At 66.0% G+C, this 18608-nt stretch carries 13 protein-coding genes; 12 read left to right on the top strand and 1 reads right to left on the bottom strand.

Annotation, left to right across the window (positions count from 1 at the left end; genetic code table 11):
* Complete coding sequence (locus F3I16_RS02675) at positions 1–756, bottom strand: PspA/IM30 family protein (RefSeq protein ID WP_160492212.1); 756 nt, start codon at positions 754–756, stop codon at positions 1–3.
* 364 nt (positions 757–1120) lie between these two features.
* Here F3I16_RS02675 and F3I16_RS02670 point away from each other — a divergent pair, with 364 nt between their 5' ends.
* From F3I16_RS02670 to F3I16_RS02615, 12 genes are all read left to right on the top strand, one after another.
* Positions 1121–2485 carry an SrfA family protein gene (locus tag F3I16_RS02670; protein WP_160492211.1) on the top strand — a complete coding sequence of 455 codons (1365 nt, stop codon included), beginning with the start codon at positions 1121–1123 and terminating at the stop codon, positions 2483–2485.
* A gap of 16 nt (positions 2486–2501) precedes the next feature.
* Positions 2502–5564: a virulence factor SrfB gene (locus F3I16_RS02665; protein WP_160492210.1), complete on the top strand. Its 3063-nt coding sequence runs from the start codon at positions 2502–2504 to the stop codon at positions 5562–5564.
* Positions 5561–8239, top strand: coding sequence for a putative virulence factor (locus F3I16_RS02660; RefSeq protein ID WP_160492209.1), 2679 nt, complete (start codon positions 5561–5563; stop codon positions 8237–8239). The genes F3I16_RS02665 and F3I16_RS02660 overlap by 4 nt, the downstream gene beginning before the upstream one ends.
* Positions 8240–8242: 3 nt before the next feature.
* On the top strand, positions 8243–9307 hold the full coding sequence (locus tag F3I16_RS02655) for a hypothetical protein (RefSeq protein WP_160492208.1): 1065 nt from the start codon (positions 8243–8245) through the stop codon (positions 9305–9307).
* Between the two features lie 11 nt (positions 9308–9318).
* Positions 9319–11283, top strand: coding sequence for a vWA domain-containing protein (locus tag F3I16_RS02650; protein WP_256670092.1), 1965 nt, complete (start codon positions 9319–9321; stop codon positions 11281–11283).
* A gap of 1 nt (position 11284) precedes the next feature.
* Positions 11285–11983: an ABC transporter ATP-binding protein gene (locus F3I16_RS02645; RefSeq protein WP_160492207.1), complete on the top strand. Its 699-nt coding sequence runs from the start codon at positions 11285–11287 to the stop codon at positions 11981–11983.
* Positions 11967–13187, top strand: a complete 1221-nt coding sequence (locus F3I16_RS02640) for an ABC transporter permease (RefSeq protein ID WP_178116635.1) — start codon at positions 11967–11969, stop codon at positions 13185–13187. Before F3I16_RS02645 ends, F3I16_RS02640 begins: the two co-directional genes overlap by 17 nt.
* A 94-nt stretch (positions 13188–13281) precedes the next feature.
* Positions 13282–14730, top strand: a complete 1449-nt coding sequence (locus tag F3I16_RS02635) for an SUMF1/EgtB/PvdO family nonheme iron enzyme (protein WP_256670091.1) — start codon at positions 13282–13284, stop codon at positions 14728–14730.
* 31 nt (positions 14731–14761) lie between these two features.
* Positions 14762–15496, top strand: coding sequence for a hypothetical protein (locus F3I16_RS02630; protein ID WP_160492205.1), 735 nt, complete (start codon positions 14762–14764; stop codon positions 15494–15496).
* 10 nt (positions 15497–15506) lie between these two features.
* Positions 15507–16007, top strand: coding sequence for a hypothetical protein (locus F3I16_RS02625; RefSeq protein WP_160492204.1), 501 nt, complete (start codon positions 15507–15509; stop codon positions 16005–16007).
* A 52-nt stretch (positions 16008–16059) separates the two neighbouring features.
* A complete protein-coding gene (locus F3I16_RS02620) occupies positions 16060–17301 on the top strand; it encodes a VWA domain-containing protein (RefSeq protein WP_160492203.1) in 1242 nt (413 codons plus the stop codon).
* A gap of 138 nt (positions 17302–17439) precedes the next feature.
* A complete protein-coding gene (locus F3I16_RS02615) occupies positions 17440–18501 on the top strand; it encodes a hypothetical protein (RefSeq protein ID WP_160492202.1) in 1062 nt (353 codons plus the stop codon).
* Positions 18502–18608: the final 107 nt, after the last annotated feature.

The raw sequence follows: 18608 nt of genomic DNA, 5'->3' as shown, positions 1-18608 counted from the left end.
TTACTGGCTTTCCGACTGCGGATTGCCGCCCATGCTGCGGCTGGCTGCCGGGGCCTCGCTGCTGGCTTCGGCGCCAGGCAGGGCGATGCCTTCCTTGGCCGCGAACTCGGCCAAGGCCTGGTCGGCGAGGGCATCCATCTCGGCTTCCTTGAGGTTCACTTCGCTCATGTCCATCGAGTCACGGGCCATGCGCGCGCGGCCGGCGGCCTTGGTGCGTTCTTCCTCGACCATCTCGTGCAGGCGGTTGAGGGTGTCGCCGGAGCCGCCGATGGTGCTGACCATGCCGGCGGCCATCTCGTTCATCTCGGCCATGGCGGTCTTCATGCGCATGTCGTTGATCGCGCCCTTGAGCGCCTCGATCTTGCTGCGCGCGGCGTTCACCGCCACTTCGCGGGCCTTGGTCAGGTTCTGGTAGGTCTCTTCGGCCTGGGCCAGCTGGCGGCGATTCTCTTCCAGCTCGCGGGCCAGGCTCTGCAGGCGCAGGGCGTTCTGTGCGGCGGCCGACTTGTTGCCGGCACGCAGGTGGGCGGTGGTGCGCGCATGCAGCTCACGCTCCTCGGCTTCCTGCTTGCGCACCTGGCTCATCAGGCGCTCGGCCAGGCCGGCGTGGGCGGCCAGGCCCTGGTTGAAGTTGGCGATCTGCTTGCGCAGGTTCTCCTGCTCCAGTTCCAGCAGGGCTTCCGGGTTCTGGCGCTCCAGATCCTTGATGAACAGGGAGAGGATGCCTTTGAAGACATTGGCGAGGCGGCTGAACATGAACAACTCCTTGCGATCTGCATGCAATCCATCGTGCACCGGCGCCACGGCCGGCAGGGCTTGGGGCATTCTTCGCGAGCGGGCGGGGAGATGCAACCTCGCGGCTGATTTGTGCGAAGCGGCACGCCCCCTGCGCGAGTGCCGCCAATAAGGGGCCCGGCGCCAATGCCCCGAGCTTGCGCAGCGGTAGACCACAAGTGCCGGCGCGCAGGCGCCCGCCCCGCACAGACCGGCAACCAAGGGAAAAAGCGTCATAAAACAGGCTGGTGGCAAATTGACGGCCAAGGCACTTTGCCATTAGTGTTCGCGGGTATTTGTGCGCTGCCACACATGATTCGTGCTTGAAACACAAGGAAAACGCAGGATGCGGGGTGCTTTGCTACGCAGCGGTAAGAGTCAGACTTTTACCGCGTTGGGGGAGACTGGCCAGCCGGTCTATCGCGCTGCACTGCAGTTGCGTGAAGCGATCCGTCGCAAGAACCCGCAGTTGGTCGACCATCTGGCGATCCCGCAGAGCAACGAACTGGGCGACCAGATCGACTGGTACAGCGGCATTGAGGGTGATGTCGTGCCCTGGACCTCCGCCACCGAGGAAGAACGTGCGCCCGCACGGGCGCAACTGGAAGCCCTGAAGAGCTCCCTCGACGAGCTCAGTGCCCGCTTCCTGAGCGCCGACCCGGCTGATCGCCCGGGCGACAAAGCGATCTTCGGCAAGCTGCTCAAGCGCGTGATCAACTTCCCCGACGAGAGCTTCGTCTATCTGGTCAACGGCAAGCCAATCCTGACCTTCTGGGGCTTCGAGCACGCCAATGCCGATCGCAGCCTGGAACCTCTGCACTGCCTGTATCCGCGCAACGAACCCGCGGTGCCGTTGCCGAGCAGCGCCGCGCCCCTGCTCGAAGCGCAGGGCATGCCTGCGCCAACCACTGCTGATACGACCGAGCAGCGCCCCTGGTGGCGCCGCTGGTGGTGGCTGCTGCCACTCCTGCTGCTGCTTTTGTTGCTGTTGCTCGGCCTGCGCGCCTGCGCGCCCAGCCTGGGCCTGCCAGGCCTGCCCGGGGTGACGCTGCCCAACCTGCCTGCTGCCGGCCTGCCGGATGTCTCGCTGGGCAATGGCCTGCAGCTGAACGGGCCGGGCGGCGCCGTCGGCGAAGGCGCGGGCAACGCCCCGGGCCTGCCAGGCGAACCCTCGCCCCCCGAAGCCCCACCGGCGCCGGAAGAAACGCCGCCCGTCCCGCCGGAAGAGCAGGCGGAACCAGCCACCGCAGAACCGCCGGCCAGCGAAGCGCCGCCTGCCGAGGAGCCACAAGCGCCGGCAGAACCGCCACAGCCTCCACAGCTGCCCAACGAGCCGGCCGAGCCCTTGAGCATTCCCGAGCAGGCCGGCAACGGCCCGGCTGACTTCCTCAATGGCGACTGGCGCGCCGGAGCCGGCATTCAGGATCGCCGCACGGGCAAGCCGCTGCGCCTGGAATACCGCTTCAACGACGGCAAAGGTGAAGTCACCGTACGCCGCCCGGATGGCGTGGCCTGCTCCGGCCCGGTGGTCGCCGCCATGAACGGCGGCAGCCTCGGCATCGACAGCCAGGGCCAGGCCGCCTGCGCCGACGGCAGCAACTACGACATGCCGCAGGTCACCTGCGCCCAGGGCGCACAGAGCATTGCCGACTGCACCGGCAGCTATGGAAACGAACGCTTCCCGATGTCCATGCGCCGGGCCGGCGAATAAGACTGGATGAACCACGATGTTGCCTGAAATTACCCAATTCGAAGAAACCGTCACCCTGGTCAGCGACACCGGCATCCAGTTCATGGACTTTGCCCTCGCCCTCGATCTGCGCAAGGAGCCGCCGGGCGAGTTCGCCCCGCTCACCCACTCGCTGCCGATCCGCCTGCTCTACAACGAAGAGAAGGATTTCTACTTCTACGAGCCGGAGCCGGAGAAGATCGAGAAGGCCAAGCCGGTGTTCAGCATCGACATGAAGAGCAGTCTCGAGCTGCTCGACGGTCTCTGGCTGCCGATTCCGTTCTTCCGCTTCATGCCGCCGCACCGTTTCGACGAGGGGCCGAGCAACTGGGCGCGCATGCGCCTGGTCAAACTGCCGAGCCCCGATATCGACGGCAACAGCCATCGCCTGACCCTGGCCTTCGACAGCCGGGTGATGCGCAAGCAGGACGGCACGGCCTACCTGGCGCCCAACGAGGAGGACGTCAATTCCGGGGTGGCCTTCCGCATTGCCTGCAACACCCGCGACACCCAATGGTTCCTCGACCGCGACTGGGTTCGCGAATGGCTGCTGGAAATCTTCAACGAAGGCAACGCCCATCGTCCGCGCGAGGAAGTCGACGTCGAGGTGCGCGAGAACCATCACCTGGCCCACTATCTCAATGTGCTGAGCCTGCTCGCCCGGCCTTCTGCCGCGCAGCAGACCCAGGCCCGCGCCAAGGTGGAAATCCCCGAACTCAAGGTGGTCGCCAACGAGACCAACGGTCAGGTCAAGCCGATTCCAGTGGACCTGGTGCTGGACGTCGGCAACTCGCGCACCTGCGGCATCCTGATCGAGAACCACGGCCAGGCCGGATCGGGCCTCAAGCAGAACTACGTGCTGGAACTGCGGGACCTGATCACCCCCGAGCACACCTACAACCAGCCGTTCGAGAGCCGCGTGGAGTTCGCCCAGGCGTACTTCGGCAAGGACCACTTCTCGGTCAAGAGCGGCCGCCACGACGCCTTCCAGTGGCCGACCATCGCCCGCGTCGGCAGCGAGGCCGGCCGCCTGGCCAGCCGCCGCCGCGGCACCGAAGGCTCGACCGGGCTCTCCAGCCCGAAACGCTACCTGTGGGACGAGAACGCCTACGGTCATGGCTGGCGCTTCAACTGCTCCTACGTCAAGAGCGACAGCGAGCCCTACGCCACCGCCGCGCCCTTCTCGCACCTGATCAACGAAACCGGCGAGGCGCTCTACAGCCTCGACGAGGACGACCGCCTGCCGGTCTTCATGCCGCGCTACTCGCGCAGCTCGCTGATGACCTTCATGCTCGCCGAGGTGCTGGCCCAGGCCCTGTCGCAGATCAACAGCCCGGCCCAGCGCTCGCGCCAGGGCCACACGCGGGTGCCGCGTCAACTCAACAGCATCATCCTCACCGTACCGCCGGGCATGCCCCAGGCCGAGCGCAGCATCCTCAACGAGCGCATGCTGCAGGCCATCGGCCTGGTCTGGAAAAGCCTCGGCTGGCACAACGGCGAGGACGACCCGCACGCAGAGGAAGTCAGCCGCGCGCGCACGCCGATCCCGAGCATCCGCGTCGAGTGGGACGAGGCCTCCTGCGGCCAGCTGGTGTACCTGTATACCGAGGTCAACGAAAATTTCGCCGGCCACCCGGAAGAGTTCTTCGCCACCCTGGCCCGCCCGGACAAGACCGATCGCGAACGCATCACCCTGGCCACCATCGACATCGGCGGCGGTACCACCGACCTGGTGATCACCGACTACCGCCTGGACCGTGCCGGCAATGCCGGCAGCGGCAGCAACGTGCACATCGTGCCGGAGCAGCGCTTTCGCGACGGCTTCAAGGTGGCCGGCGACGACATCCTCCTCGACGTGATCCAGGATTTCATCCTGCCGAGCTTCGACAAGGCCCTGCAGGCCGCCGGTGTGCGCGCCCCGGCCGCGCTGATGTCGCGCCTGTGCGGCGACGAATCGGTCAGTGCCCAGGACGCCATCCTGCGTCAGCAGCTCAACCTGCAGGTCTTCACCCCGCTGGGCCTGGCCCTGCTCAAGGCCTACGAGCAGTACGACCCGGAACAGCCGCAGGAAGTCACCCGCTACAGCTACGCCGAGCTGCTTGGCGAGCGCACGGTCAGCGACACCGTGTGGGAGTACGTCAACAGCGCGGTGCGCCGCGAAGTCGGCGGGCAGCAGTTCGACCTGCTACAGGTGCCGATCGGCTTCGACCTGCAGCAGCTGCATGGCTCCTTTCTCAATGGCCAGATCAACCTGACCAAGATCCTCGGCGCGCTGTGCGAAGTGATCTTCCACTATCCCTGCGACGTGCTGCTGCTCACCGGCCGGCCGTCGCGCCTGCCCGGCGTGCAGGCGTTCATCCGCAAGATGCTGCCACTGCCACCGGGACGCATCCTGCCACTGCAGAACTACCGCACCGGCGGCTGGTACCCGTTCCACAAGAGCGGCCTGATCGACGACCCGAAGAGCACCGCCTCGGTGGGCGCCATGCTCTGCCTGCTGTGCGCCAACCACAGCGTGCCGAACTTCTACTTCCGCTCGGCGGCGCTCAAGCCGTATTCGACGGTCAAGCATATCGGTGTGATCGACCTGAACAACGTCATTAAGGACGCCGACGTGCTCTACCGCAACATCGAGTCGGAAGACGGCAAGATCCGTCTGCCGCTGGTCGGTACAGGTGATGATGCCGACACCCCGCAGCTGGAGATGCGCGGCGACCTGCGCCTGGGTTTCCGCCAGCTGGCGGCCGAGCGCTGGGCCGCCTCGCCGCTGTACACCCTGCGTTTCACCGCGGCCGGACGCGAGAAGTTCTCCCGCGCGGTGGGCGAGAACGGCGAAGCGCCGCTGCTGAAGGTGCGCCTGCAGGTCAAGACCCCGGATCGCCACACCAAGAAGCAGGGCCTGATCAGCGACCGCCTGGCCATCGCCAGCATCGAATCGAATAGCAGCAGGGTCTCCTTCAACCCGCGCAGTGACCTGGAGCTGGAGCTCAACACCATGCTCGATGCCGGGCTGAGCGAGACCAAGTATTGGCTGGACAGTGGAAGTGTGAAGCGCAAATGAGCAACCTGACCCCGGAACAAAACCGCCTGGCCCATGCCTGGTCCGCCGTTCACCAAGGTGCCGGCCAGACCCTGGAATGGATTCGCGAAGTACGCGGCAACGCGCCGCGCCTGGACAGCGAAGCCGACAGTTTCAACCTCAAGCTGCACCGCGCGCGCAACCTGGCAAGCAGCCTCGGACGGGTCGCCGGCACACCGATGACCATCGGTTTCTTCGGCCTGTCCCAGGCTGGCAAGTCGTACCTGATCTCGGCCCTGGCGGCGAGCCAGAACGGCAAGCTGGAAACCCTGTTCGGCGACGCCCGCCTGGACTTCATCCAGCACGTCAACCCGGTCGGCGGCGGCAAAGAGGCCACCGGCCTGGTCACCCGCTTCAGCCGTAGCGCGCAGAGCGGGCCGGCGGACTTCCCCATCGAGTTCAAGCTGTTCAGCGAGATCGAGATCGCCAAGATCCTGGCCAACGCCTGGTTCAAGGACTTCGATCAGGACAAGATCGACTACGAGATCGACGAAGCCCGCATCAACCGCATCCTCAAGCAGGTCGAAGGCAGCAGCGGCACCGCTCAGGCCGGGGTCAACGCCGATGATGTGGTGTCGCTGATGGACTACATCCACGGCCTCGCCGAAAAGATGACGCGCAAGCTCGAGCACGGCTACTGGCCCAAGGTGCTGGAACTGGCCCCGCGCCTGAATCATCAGCAGCGTGCCGAGCTGTTCTCGATTCTCTGGGGCGAACTGCCGGAGCTGACCCGCACCTACAGTCTGCTGGCCGGCGCCCTGCAGCGCCTGGGCTCGGCACCGCGCGTGTACGCCCCGCTGCAGGCCCTGGTGAGCCGCGAAGGCGACGACTTCAAGCAGCGCGACAGCATCATGAACGTCGACATCCTCGGCCGCCTGGGCACCAGCAGCGACCTGCCGATCGACGTGCGCCCGGCCCAGGGCGACAACCTGCTGGCGCCGGTCAGCGTGCCCACCGCGCAACTGGCCGCGCTGACCGCGGAAATGATCTTCCCGCTGGTCAATCCGACCCAGGACCCGCGCGTCGAGCAGGTCGACCTGCTCGACTTCCCCGGCTACCGCACGCGCAAGGGCTACCGGGCGATGGCCGACATCCACCAGGATGACAACGCCATCTCCCAGCTGATCCTGCGCGGCAAGGTCGCCTACCTGTTCGAACGCTACACCGACAACCAGGAAATGAACGGCCTGGTGATCTGCACCCGTTCCGATGCACAGATCGAGGTCAAGGACGTCGAGCCGGTGCTGACCCGCTGGATCGAGAAGACCCAGGGGCGCAACGAGAGCGAGCGCAGCAAGCGTGCCGCCGGCCTGATCTGGGCCATCACGGTGTTCGACCTGCGCATCCAGAAGGCTCTCGACCAGAGTGAAAACCAGTTCGAGGAGTTCTGGGAAAACCTGATCAAAATGACCCTGCAGGAGCGCTTCGGTCACGCCGACTGGATGAAGAGCTGGGCCGGGCAACCGTTCAACAACACCTTCCTGGTGCGCAAGCCACGCCTGGTCACGCCTTTCCTCGAACTGGAAAACGGCGAGGAACTGGCGATCCGCGAAAGTTGCCGGCCGGCCATGCAGCTGATGGCCAGCACCTTCGCCCAGAGCGCCAGCGTACGCCAGCACATCCATGCTCCGAGCGACGCCTGGCAGGCCATGCTGACCCTCAATGACGGTGGCATCCGCCGGGTCAGCGAATACCTCGGCAACGTGGCGAGCATCGACTTCAAGCTGCAGCGCATCAACGAGCAGCTGGAGCACTGCCTGGACGACCTGCTGCACAGCCTCAACGGCTGGTACCAGAAGGACGGCGAAGGCGCCCTGGCTCTCAAGCGCGCCCAGGCGCAGATGATCCTCCAGGAGCTCGGACGCAAACCGGCGGTGCTCGGTGAACTGATCGAGCACCTGCAACTGCCCGGCGACACCGTGCGCGACCTCTACCTGAGTGGCGCCTACGAGGTCGGCGACGAGGCCGGCGAGCAGACCGACAGCGGACAGCCCGCCGCACCGCAGAGCCTGTATGGCAACGATGGCGGCTTCGACTTCGGTGACGCATTCGCCAGCGCAAGCGGCAGCGCCCCGACCGGCAAGGTCGTCGTGACCGAGCAGCACAACAGCGAACAGCGCTTCGCCAAGGCGGTGCTGGCACTGTGGATCGGCCAGCTGCGCGACCTCGGCAACCGGCAGAACCTGCTCAACCTGCTGGGTCTCAACCGCAAGGTGGTGGAGGCCGTGGTCGATGAACTGATCACCGGCGCCTACCGTCTGGGCGTGCCCGCACAACTCAGCCAGGCGCTGCAGCAACGTGCCCAGAGCGGTGCGCGGCGCGACCAGCTGGTGCAGCGCCAGGTGCTTGCCGTGCAACTGGTGCTGCGCGATTACGTGTCCTGGTTCGGCAACCTGGCCAAGCCGCTCGACCAGCGCCCCAAGAGCCTGGTCGGCAACAAGGATCACCTGTTCGCCTTCTACCGCAGCCCGCAGCCGGGCCAACTGCCCGAACTGCCGCCGCAGCCGGCCAACCAGGCCCAGCTGTTCCTCGGCGACTGGCTGTCCGGCCTGGCCTGGGTCACCCAGGAGAACGCCGGGCACAGCGCCGGCCGCGAAATCACCCTTGAACAGAACGAATGGCTGGGCCGCGTGCTCCAGACCTTCCCCGCGAGATAAGTCATGCCCATACGTGTAGATCTGCTGGCCCTGCAGCCGAGCGTGCCTGGCCAAGCGCGCCTGGCAGTAAAGAAGTGGCAAGGCGCCAGCGAACAGCTGGAGTTCTCCATTCAGCGCAATCAGGACCACTACTTCCTGCAGGATGGTCGGCAGTGGAGCAATAACGCGTTCTGGTTCAAGGTGGCGCGCTTCACCCCGAGTGGCGATGGCGATTCGCTGGAAGCGCTGGTCGGCGCGGAAGTGGTCGACCCTCTGCTGGAGGGCAGCAGCAGCTCCAACTATCGCTTCGAGCTACGCAGCCAGGATGGCAGCCACAGTGACCAGGGCGTGGTGCGGCCCGGCCCGGGGCTGCTGCTGTCGTCCTCGGAAGGCGATACCCGCTCGACCGGGGGCAGCACCGAACTCAGCGAACCCCTCGACATTCCGCGCCTGCCCGAGCTGAACCTGGCCGAAGTGGCGCCGCCGGCACCCGTCACCGAGCCGGTCGCGGAGCCTGCAACAGAGCCGACGGCCACGGCAAGCAGCGAACCCGCAGCGCTGCCGCCCCCCGCGGCCGAACAGCAGAAGAAGGCCTGGCTGCTGCCACTGATCCTAGTGCTGCTGGTCCTGCTGGGCGCGGCGGCCGCCGCCTGGTTCTGGTTCAGCAAAGACGTCGTGGAACCGAGCGGCAGCGTGCCAGTCGCCAGCGAAAGCAACGCCGTGGCGCCTGCCGCGGCGCCGGCCGCCCCGTGCGCGGTGGAGAACATGGGCAGCCTGTCCGAACTGGCCTTCGTCCAGGGCTGCGTGAAGCAGGCGCCGAGCAGCGCCGAGCTGCTGGAAGTGATCGCCAGGGCCAAGGCCGGCAAGCACTGCGGCATCGCCCAGCGCCTGTACGCCAACCGTTCGCAGGCCGGCGATGTGGAAATCGCCAGGGCCTATGCCCGCGAGTACGACCCCAAGTATCACCAGGCCAGCGAATGCTTTGCCGAGCCGGATGCCGCCACAGCCGCCTACTGGTACGAAACCATCCTCGGTTCCATGCCGGATGACGCCGAAGCCAAGCAACGTTTCGAGGAGCTGAAGCCGTGAGCCTGCGCCGCCTGAGTCTTTCTTCCGCCGCCTTGCTGGCCCTGTGTGCCAGCCCCCTGCTGCAGGCCACCGACAAGCCGCTGCTGCAGGAAGGCAAGCAGACCCTGTTCCAGCGCGTGCTGACCACCCCGGGCTGCCAGCTGAGCCCCGCCGCCGGTGGCGTGCCGGGCGGCGAACAGCCGCCGTTCAGCCGCTTCTACGTGTACGAACGGACCAGCGCGGCCAATGCCGAGTGGCTCAAGGTCGGCCCGGACAGCTTCGGCCAGACGGTCGGCTGGCTGCCGGCCAGCTGCACCGTGGACTGGAAGATGCAGCTGACCCTGGCCTTTACCAACCCGGCCAACCGCGACCGCCTGATGTTCTTCAAGGAACGCAGCACCCTGGAAGGCATCCTCGATGCGCCGGACCCAGTCAGCCATGTCGCGCCGCTGCGCGCCAAGCTCAAGCAGGGCAAGCTGGCCGAAGGCGTTCTGGCCCAGGAGCCGGAGTTCTTCGTCGACCTGCAGAAGGAGTTCTACCTGCTGCCGGTACTCAGCGGCGAAGAAGTGATGACCGAGGAAGGCTTCCGCACGCGCATCCTCAACGTCGCCTCGGTAAGCAAAGCCGAGGCCGAGGCCGCCAGCGCCTCCACTGCCGCTGCCGGCAACGGTGCAAACGCGCAGGCCGTCACCAGCCAGTTGAAGGAGTTCAGCGCGGCGGTGGTGTTCGTGATCGACTCGACCATCTCCATGGACCCCTACATCCAGCGCACCCGCGATGCGATCGGCAAGGTCTATGCGCAGATCGAGAAGGAAAACCTCGGCAAACAGGTCAAGTTCGGTCTGGTCGCCTTCCGCTCCAGCACCGATGCGGTGCCGGGCCTGGAGTACGTCAGCAAGATGTACGCCGACCCGAACAGCGTGAAGGACGGGGCCGACTTCATGAGCCAGGTCGCCGACCTCAAGCAGGCCAAGGTCTCCAGCAGCAGCTTCGACGAAGATGCCTATGCCGGGGTGATGCACGCCATCGACCAGGTCGACTGGAGCCAGTTCGGCGCCCGCTACGTGGTGCTGATCAGCGACGCCGGCGCCATCGAGGGCGACAACAAGCTGTCGAAGACCGGCCTCAGCGCCGAACAGGTGCGCATCGAGGCCAGCAACCCCGGCGTGGCCATCTACAGCCTGCACCTGAAGACCAAGGCCGGCCTGAACAACCACGGCAAGGCCGAAGCCCAGTACCAGGCGCTGTCGACCTACCCGGGCACCAACACCTCGCTGTACTACCCGGTGGATGCCGGTGACCTGGACGCCTTCGGCCGCAAGGTGGACGCCCTGGCCGCCGCCATCACCGGCCAGGTCAAGGCCGCCTACATGGGCGACGAGGCGATCGGCAGCGCGCTGAACGCCAAGCAGGAACCGGCCGAGCAGAAGATGCTCGAAGATGCTGCGCTGATCGGCCACGCCATGCGCCTGGCCTACCTCGGCGAAAAGACCGGCAGCCAGGCGCCGCCCGTGTTCCAGGCGTGGATCGCCGACCGTGATCCGATCAAGCAGAACGTGCCGACCACCGATGTGCGCGTGCTGCTGACCAAGTCCCAGCTCAGCGACCTGAGTGACGTCCTCAAGCAGATCCTCGACGCCGCCAACGAAGGCCTGATCTCGCCGGCCGAGATGTTCGAGCGTCTGCGTTCGGTGGCCGCCACCATGGGCGCCGACCCCAACCAGCTGAAACAGAATGGCAATGCCAAGCTGGCCGACCTCGGCATGCTCGGCGAATACCTGGAAGACCTGCCCTACCAGAGTGAAGTACTCAACCTGGACGAGGAAACCTGGAAGAGCTGGGACGGCCTGGCCCAGGAGAAATTCATCCGTACCCTGAGCACCAAGCTGCGTCACTACCAGCGCTACAACGCCGACGTCGACCGCTGGGTGGCGCTGGCCAAGGACAGCGATGCGCGCGACAACGTGTATCCAGTGCCCCTGGAAATGATGCCCTGACATGCTCGACATCCAGGGACTGGAGGTACAGCGCGGCACTGATGCGCAGGCTCACCGGGTGAGCCTGCCGCACCTGCATCTGGAACCCGGTGAAGTGCGCGCGATCACCGGCGAGAGCGGTTGCGGCAAGAGCACCCTGCTGGAGGCCATCGGCCTGCTGCTGGCTCCCAGCGACCTGGGCGAATACCGCCTCGGCCGCGAGCGCCAGGACATCCGCGCCCTGCTGGCCGCCGACGACCAGCCTACCCTGGCTGCGGTGCGTTCGCGCCAACTCGGCTTCGTCCTGCAGAACGGCGGCCTGCTGCCCTTCCTCAAGGTGCGCGACAACATTGCCCTGCCGCGGCACCTGCTCGGCATGCCGATGCGCAGCGCCATGGTGGACAAGGCCGTGCGCGCGCTGCGCCTGGACAACCTACTCGACAAGCTGCCGCAGGCGCTGTCCATCGGCGAACGGCAACGCGTCGCCTGTGTGCGCGCCATCGCCCACGAGCCGCAACTGCTGCTGGCCGATGAACCCACCGCGGCCCTCGACCCGCACAGCGCCCGGCGCCTGTTCCAGCTGCTGCTGGAGCTGGTCGGCGAGCTGCGCCTGAGTGCCCTGGTGGTGTCCCATGACTGGGCGCTGGTGGATGAATTTTCCCTGGCGCGCCTCGGCGCCGTCAGCGTGGCCGGGGAGACTCGCTTTGCCGCGCTGGACTGAACGCCTCGGCCTGCTCGCCTGGCTGGCCATGCAGGACCTGTGGCACGACCGCAAGGTGTCCTTCTGCATCGCGGCCTCGCTGGTCGCGGTGATCGCCCCGCTTCTGCTGCTGTTCGGCCTCAAGCACGGAGTGGTCAGCCAGTTGCAGAACGAACTGCTGCGCGACCCACGCAATCTCGAAGTGAAGATGCTCTCCAGCGGCAACTACGACGCCGCCTGGATCGCGCAACTGCGCCAGCGGCCGGAGGTCGGTTTCGCCATCGGCCAGACCCGCTCGCTGAACACCCAGGCCGACCTGTTGGCCGGGCAGCGCTTTGTGGAAAGTGCCGAAGTGCTGCCCAGCGAAGCCGGCGACCCGCTGCTGGGTAGCCAGGCGCAGAGCCTCGTCGGCCAGCAGACCATCCTCAGTGCCCGCGCCGCCGAACGACTGGCGGTCAAGGTCGGCGACAGCATCCGCCTGCGCGCGATCCGCCACCTGGACGGGGTCAGCGAACGTGGCGAGCTGAACCTGCAGGTGCTGGCAATCCTCGAACCGGCGCGTTTCGGCCGTCCCGCCGCTTTCGTCGCGCCGGCGCTGCTGCTGCAGCTGGAGCAGTTCCGCGATGGCTATCGGCAGGCCAGCTTCGGCGTCGCCAGCGGCAAGCCACTGGCCGGAACCGGCGAGCTGTATGCCCGCGCCCGCGTGTATGCCCGCGACATCGATGCGGTCGCGCCGCTGGAACGCTGGCTCAACCAGCAGAACATCGAAACCACCAGCCGCCTGGCCGACATCGAGAACGTCAAGGCGATCAACCATGTGCTCGGGCTGATCTTCGGCATCATCGCCGGCGCCGCCCTGATCGGCTGCATCGCCTCGCTGGTCGGCGCCTTCCTGGCCAACATCGACCGCAAGCGCAGGAGCCTCGCCGTACTGCGCCTGCTCGGCTTCGGCAGCCCGGCCGTAGCCGGCTACATAGTGCAGCAGGCGCTGCTGCTCAGTGCGGTCGGCTACCTGGGTGGGCTGGCCTTCTATTTCGCCGGCGCCCAGCTGTTCGACCATCTGCTCGGCGGCGCCCAGGCCACCGGCAGCTTCGTCTGCCGGATCACTGTATGGCATGGCCTGGCGGCCCTGCTGCTGTCTCTGCTGGTCGCTGCACTGGTCGCCATGGTCGGCGCCATCCGGGCGATCAGCATCCAACCTGCGGAGAGTCTGCGTGAACTCTAAACACTGCTGGCGCTTCGGCGCACTGCTGCCCCTCGGCCTTGGCTGCCTGCTGCAGGCCCATGCGGCCGGCTGGGAAGAAAAACACTACAACCCGATGCCCGCCGCGGACGACGTGCTGCTGCCGATGCCCTGCGACGGCGCGATGGTCTTTCGCAAGGTCTTCATCCCGCTGGCCGGGCCGCTCGACGACTACCCGATCAACATCGGCCAGGACAGCGCCGAGTGGGGCTACGTGGAGCAGAGCCGCCCGGCCTTCATCGCCGGCAGCTTCAGCGCCGAAGACTCCGAGAAGTCGCGCTACTACCTGCTGGCCAAGTACGAGATGAGCCAGCTGCAGTACCGCTCCCTGATGGACGAAAAGTGCCCGACGCCCTCCAACAAGCAGCGCCTGCCGGTGGTGTCGCTGAGTTGGCTGGACGCCCTGCAGGCATCTGAAAAATACAACCTGTGGCTACGCCAGAACGCGGCCGACCAGTTGCCCAAGGAAGACGGCGTGGCCGGCTTCGTGCGCCTGCCCACCGAGGTGGAGTGGGAGTTCGCCGCACGCGGCGGGCTGGAAGTCGGTACCGCCGAATTCCGCGACAGCCGCTACCCGATGGCCGAAGGCCTGAATGCCCACGAGTGGTTCGCCGGCGCGCAGTCCGCCAATGGCCAGCTGCAGCTGGCCGGCCTGCTCAAGCCTAACCCACTGGGCCTGCACGACATGCTCGGCAACGTCGACGAGATGATGTTCGAGCCCTTCCGCCTGAACAAGCTCGACCGCCAGCACGGCCAGGCCGGCGGCTACGTGGTGCGCGGTGGAGATTACCGCACCGCTCAGGGCGAGCTGCGCACCGCTCTGCGCAAGGAGCGCGGCTACTACGAAGACAAGGCCGCCTCGAAGAGCAAGACCACCGGCCTGCGCCTGGCCCTGGTCTCGCCGACCCTGACCAGCCGCGAGCGGGTCGCCAGCATCGAGAGCAGCTGGAAGAAACTCGGCACCCAGGCCTCCGCCGAAGGCGAACAGAAAGGCACCGTGCAGGAACTCGAAGCCCTCGCCTCGGGCGTCGAAGACCAGACCCTCAAGGACAAGCTGAAATCCCTGGAAAACCAGCTGCGCGCCAGCAACCAGCAACAGGAAGAGGCCCGCGACCAGGCCATCCGCGCCAGCCTCAACCTCGGCGCCTTCCTCTGCACCAAGATGCTCGACGACGGTCAGTACCTGGACTTCCTGCAGAAGAACTATGACCTCAACTGCGCCGCAGACAGTGAGCAGGACCCCAGCTGCCCGATGCGCAAGGGCAAGCTCGACGAGCAGCAGGCGCGCCTGCACAAGCTCAGCCGCTATTACGCCAGCAGCCTGGTGGAATCCGCCAGCCTGTATGGCCAGCCGCTGCTGGAAAAACAGGTGCCGGTGATGGAAGAGATCGTCAGCCGCAACAAGCAGTTGCAGGAGCTGACCCCCTACCTGCGCACCCACTGGGCCAACCAGCAGGCTTTCCTGCAGAAGCAGAAGATCGACACCCAGGCCTGGCTGGACAGCTGCAAGACCGTATCCCGATAAGAAGCACCCAACCTACGCAAGGAGCAACACCATGAAACCGAGCCAGTGGTCCCATTCCAAAGCCCTGCTGAGCTTTGTCATGAGCGCCAGCATTCTGCTCTCCGGCTGCGCCAGCACCGGCAGCTCCCAGACCGATGCGTCCGTACCCGCTGCCGACCCCCGCCTGACCCAGGGCAATGACGCCAAGTTCTTCAGCAAATCCGGCTACCAGGCCTGCGCCGTAGCGGCCGGTGTCGGCATCCTCGGCTGCGCACTGTCCAACACCGGCAACAAGGCGCAGTGCGCCATCGTCGCCGGCATCGCCGCCTGCGGTGTGGCCATGGGCGCCAACTACTACCTGGACCAGCGTCGCTCGGAATACGCCAATACCACCGAGCGCCTGCAGGTGATGAGCCAGGAAGTGCAGCAGGACACCCAGAAGGTCGCCGCCCGTACCGAAACCCTGCAACAGGTGATTCGTGACGACCAGGAGCGCCTGGCGCAGATCAAGCGCGACATGGACGGCAAGACCATCGACAAGGCCAAGGCCCAGCAGGAAATCGCCTCCATCGACGAGAACATCGGGCTGATGCGCAAGGACCTGACCAACATGAAGGCCAAGGTCAGCGAATACCAGAAGGTCGCCGATCAGGAGCGTACCCAGGGCGCCGGCGACGAAGTCGCCACGCTCGACCAGGAAATCAGCAAGATGAACCAGAAAGTCGCCGCGCTGCAGAGCGAAGTCGACGGTCTGTACAGCCAGCGTTCGGCAATCACCCTGGGTTGAGGTGCAGATCATGAAGGCACGTCCTCCCCTCGCCCTGCTCGCTCTGCTCGCCCTGGGTGGCTGTGCGACCCAGCCGGGCAGCTGCAACTCGGCCAACGCCGATGCCAGCCTGCTGACCAAGGCCAGCTGCGACTACTCGGGCGGTTATGCCGAGCAGGTCCGCCGCCAGGAGCAGGAGCTGGCCGACGCACGCGCCGAGAACGAGCAGTTCCGCCAGGTCTATGAGCAGATTGCCGCCCAGCAGAGCGCCACGCGCGAAAGCCTGCAGGTTCAGCAGCGCAAGCAGGCGGAACTGGATCAGTCGCTCGGTCAGCTGCTGGGTCAGCTGAAGAATCGCCACGCCAACAAGGGCTCGGTGCAACAGCAGATAGCCAGCCTGGAGCAGCAACTGCAGGCCTCGCGCAGCGCACCAGCCAGCAGCGACCCGGCGGCAGTGGCAGCCCGGCAAGAGGAACTCAAGGCGCTGCAGCAAAAGGTCAGCCGCCTGCAACTCAGCCTCGGCTACGAGTAACCCCTAGCAGGCACCTTGCTGGTGCCTGCGCCCCTTTTCAGGAATTCAGTTCATGCAACGGGTCATACGCGATCCTGAAGCCAGCCAGGACGGCCTGGCGGCGCTCGAGGGCAAGGTCGCCCTGATACGCCAGCACTTCCCGCCCAGTGTCGCCAACCTGTATGCCATTCCGCGGCAGGGCAGTGGTGGCGTACTGGAGTGGTGGAGCGAGCTGACCGGGCAGCCGCTGCGCTATCACGAACTGAAGCCCGCCGAACAGCAGGCCCTGCTCGACAAGTACCGGCAGCGCCAGGAGTCCGTCACCCACCTCGCCGACGCCCTGCAGGCCCGCGGCCAGGGTAACGAGGCCCTGGCACTGCGCAGCCTGGTCGGCAGTCCCGACCTGAACAACCTCTACAGCCTCAATGGCGCCCCCCTGGTGGTGCGCTGGGGTCTGGCCCCGCGCGTTGCGGCCACGCCAACACCAGCACCAACAGCAGCACCAGTACCTGCGCCGCCACGCCGGCTGAATCTGTGGCCCTGGCTGCTCGGCCCCCTGCTGCTGGCCCTGCTCCTCGGCCTGCTGTGGTGGCTGTGGACATCGCGCGCCTATTGGTTCGGCCTGTTCCAGCGTCCGGAGATCGTTTCCTACGCCTGCCAGAAGGATCCCCAGGCCTTGCCACCGGAGTTCGCCGTGGTGCTGGACACCTCGGGCTCGATGAACGTCAACATGGATATTTCCAAGGCTGACGAAGAATGGTTCATGGAAATCGGCCAGGACCTGCCCGAGGACAATCCGCGCCGTCAGCGCCTGACCAGCGGACTGACCCGGCTGGATGTCGCCAAGCAGTCGTTCGCCAGCATGGTCGGCAACCTGCATGGCGACATCGACATGCGCCTGATCACCTTTGCCGGTTGCGACGCGCAGGTCGACCACGGCATCTTCGGCCAGGCCCAGCGGCCGGCGCTAGTCGGCGGCATCAGTGCCCTGCGCGCTCGCGGCGGCACGCCACTGGCCTCCAGCCTGGAAGAAGCCTCCAGCCTGGTCGACGGCCGCGAGCGCGATGCGGTGATCGTGATGTTCATCGATGGCGCGGACGGCTGCGAGAAGGACGTCTGCAGCGTGTCGAAACGCATCGCCCGCGAGCAGCCGCGCCTGCGCGTCAACGTGGTGAACATCAGCGACAGCGACGGCTCCGACTGCATCGCCGACAACACCGGCGGCCGTGTCTATGCGGCGGACAACGCCGAGCAGGTGGCCAGCATGCTGCGCGAGGCGACCGAGGAGGTCTCGCAGACCGCCAGTTGCAAATGAAAAGGGCGAAGTGCAGTAAACGGCCTGCGCCCGCGCAGCCGTTTACCCCTCAGGTTGATTCACCCAGGCCAGCCAACGGCAAACAGCTACTCCGTTGGCTTCGCGTAGTCGCAAAATATTGAAGCTGGAGTGCGCTGAATGAAGATTGTTAAGTGGTGGTTCATCCTGACCCTGATCTCGATGAGCATCTACACCCCGGTCTACCTGGTGGCCAACGATGCGCTGGATGCGCTGGATGAGGCGACGCTCGTGGATCTGTTGCCAACCGTCGGCATCATCAATCGCGACTACGAACGGGAAGCCGCGAGCATGGCGCGTCTGGGCATCGATACCGGCAAGCAGCTGGGCGACGCCCTGGACGACAACCCGCTGATCGATGATTACGAGATCGACTTCGTCGACAGCGAAGAGGCCCGGCAGGTACTCATGCTGAAAGGCCTGAAACTGGTCGAGATCAAGGCCGAGACCGAGAATGGCAACACCCTGTCCCTGGTCTTCGCCACCCTGGACAAGAAATTCCTCAAGCATTACGCCGCCATCGGCCCCATGACCCACTTCAGCGTTTCCAACGGCGAGGACAGCTACAACGTCGGCCCCGAAGAGATGACCACCTACCTGTCGGTGCTGTTTGCCGATGAAGACGAACACGCCGCCGAAGCGATTGCCAAACTGGAGTCCTTCCTGCCGTCAAAGGCGCAGAAGGCCCAGCAGGCCTTTGCCCAGGCAATGGCCTCCACCGAGGCCAGCAGCCCGGCCATTGCCGGCACAGCGGAACAACAGGCTTCCGAGCCCGTGCAGGCCGAACCCGTGGCCGCCCTCCAGGCGGCGATTGACGCCCATATCCAGCAGGCAACCGCACGTGACGGCGGCGCCGAGTACAGGGAGGCCCGCGTGGTGCGGAACCTGGATCTCAATGGCGACGGCGAGCAGGATGCTCTGGTGCTGTACAGCATCGAAGGACAGGGCGGCGGCAACGGCTCCTTCCAGACCCTGGCGGTTCTCCATGCGCAGGACGGTGGCTATGCCCTGCAGGCAAGCACCGTGGTAAACGGCAGTGCCACGGACGTCAAGTTGCTCGCTGCGCAAACCATCGGGGTCTCCTCCCTGACCCTCGGCCCGGATGACGCCATGTGCTGCCCGACGGTCGAGAGCCTGCAGAAGTTCTCCTGGGATGGTCGGCAACTGGTCGAAGTTCGCTGATGGCAGCCGGCCGAAGCGCCATCTGCAACGCGATGGCCGGCTGAAGGCGGGGGGAAGGTTTCACCGCCCCAGCTCCAGCTCGGCACAAGACCGGGAAAACCGGGCAA

The organism is Pseudomonas sp. L-22-4S-12 (assembly GCF_009799935.1).
Taxonomy (GTDB): domain Bacteria; phylum Pseudomonadota; class Gammaproteobacteria; order Pseudomonadales; family Pseudomonadaceae; genus Aquipseudomonas.
This window is presented reverse-complemented; position numbering and strand designations above follow the sequence as displayed.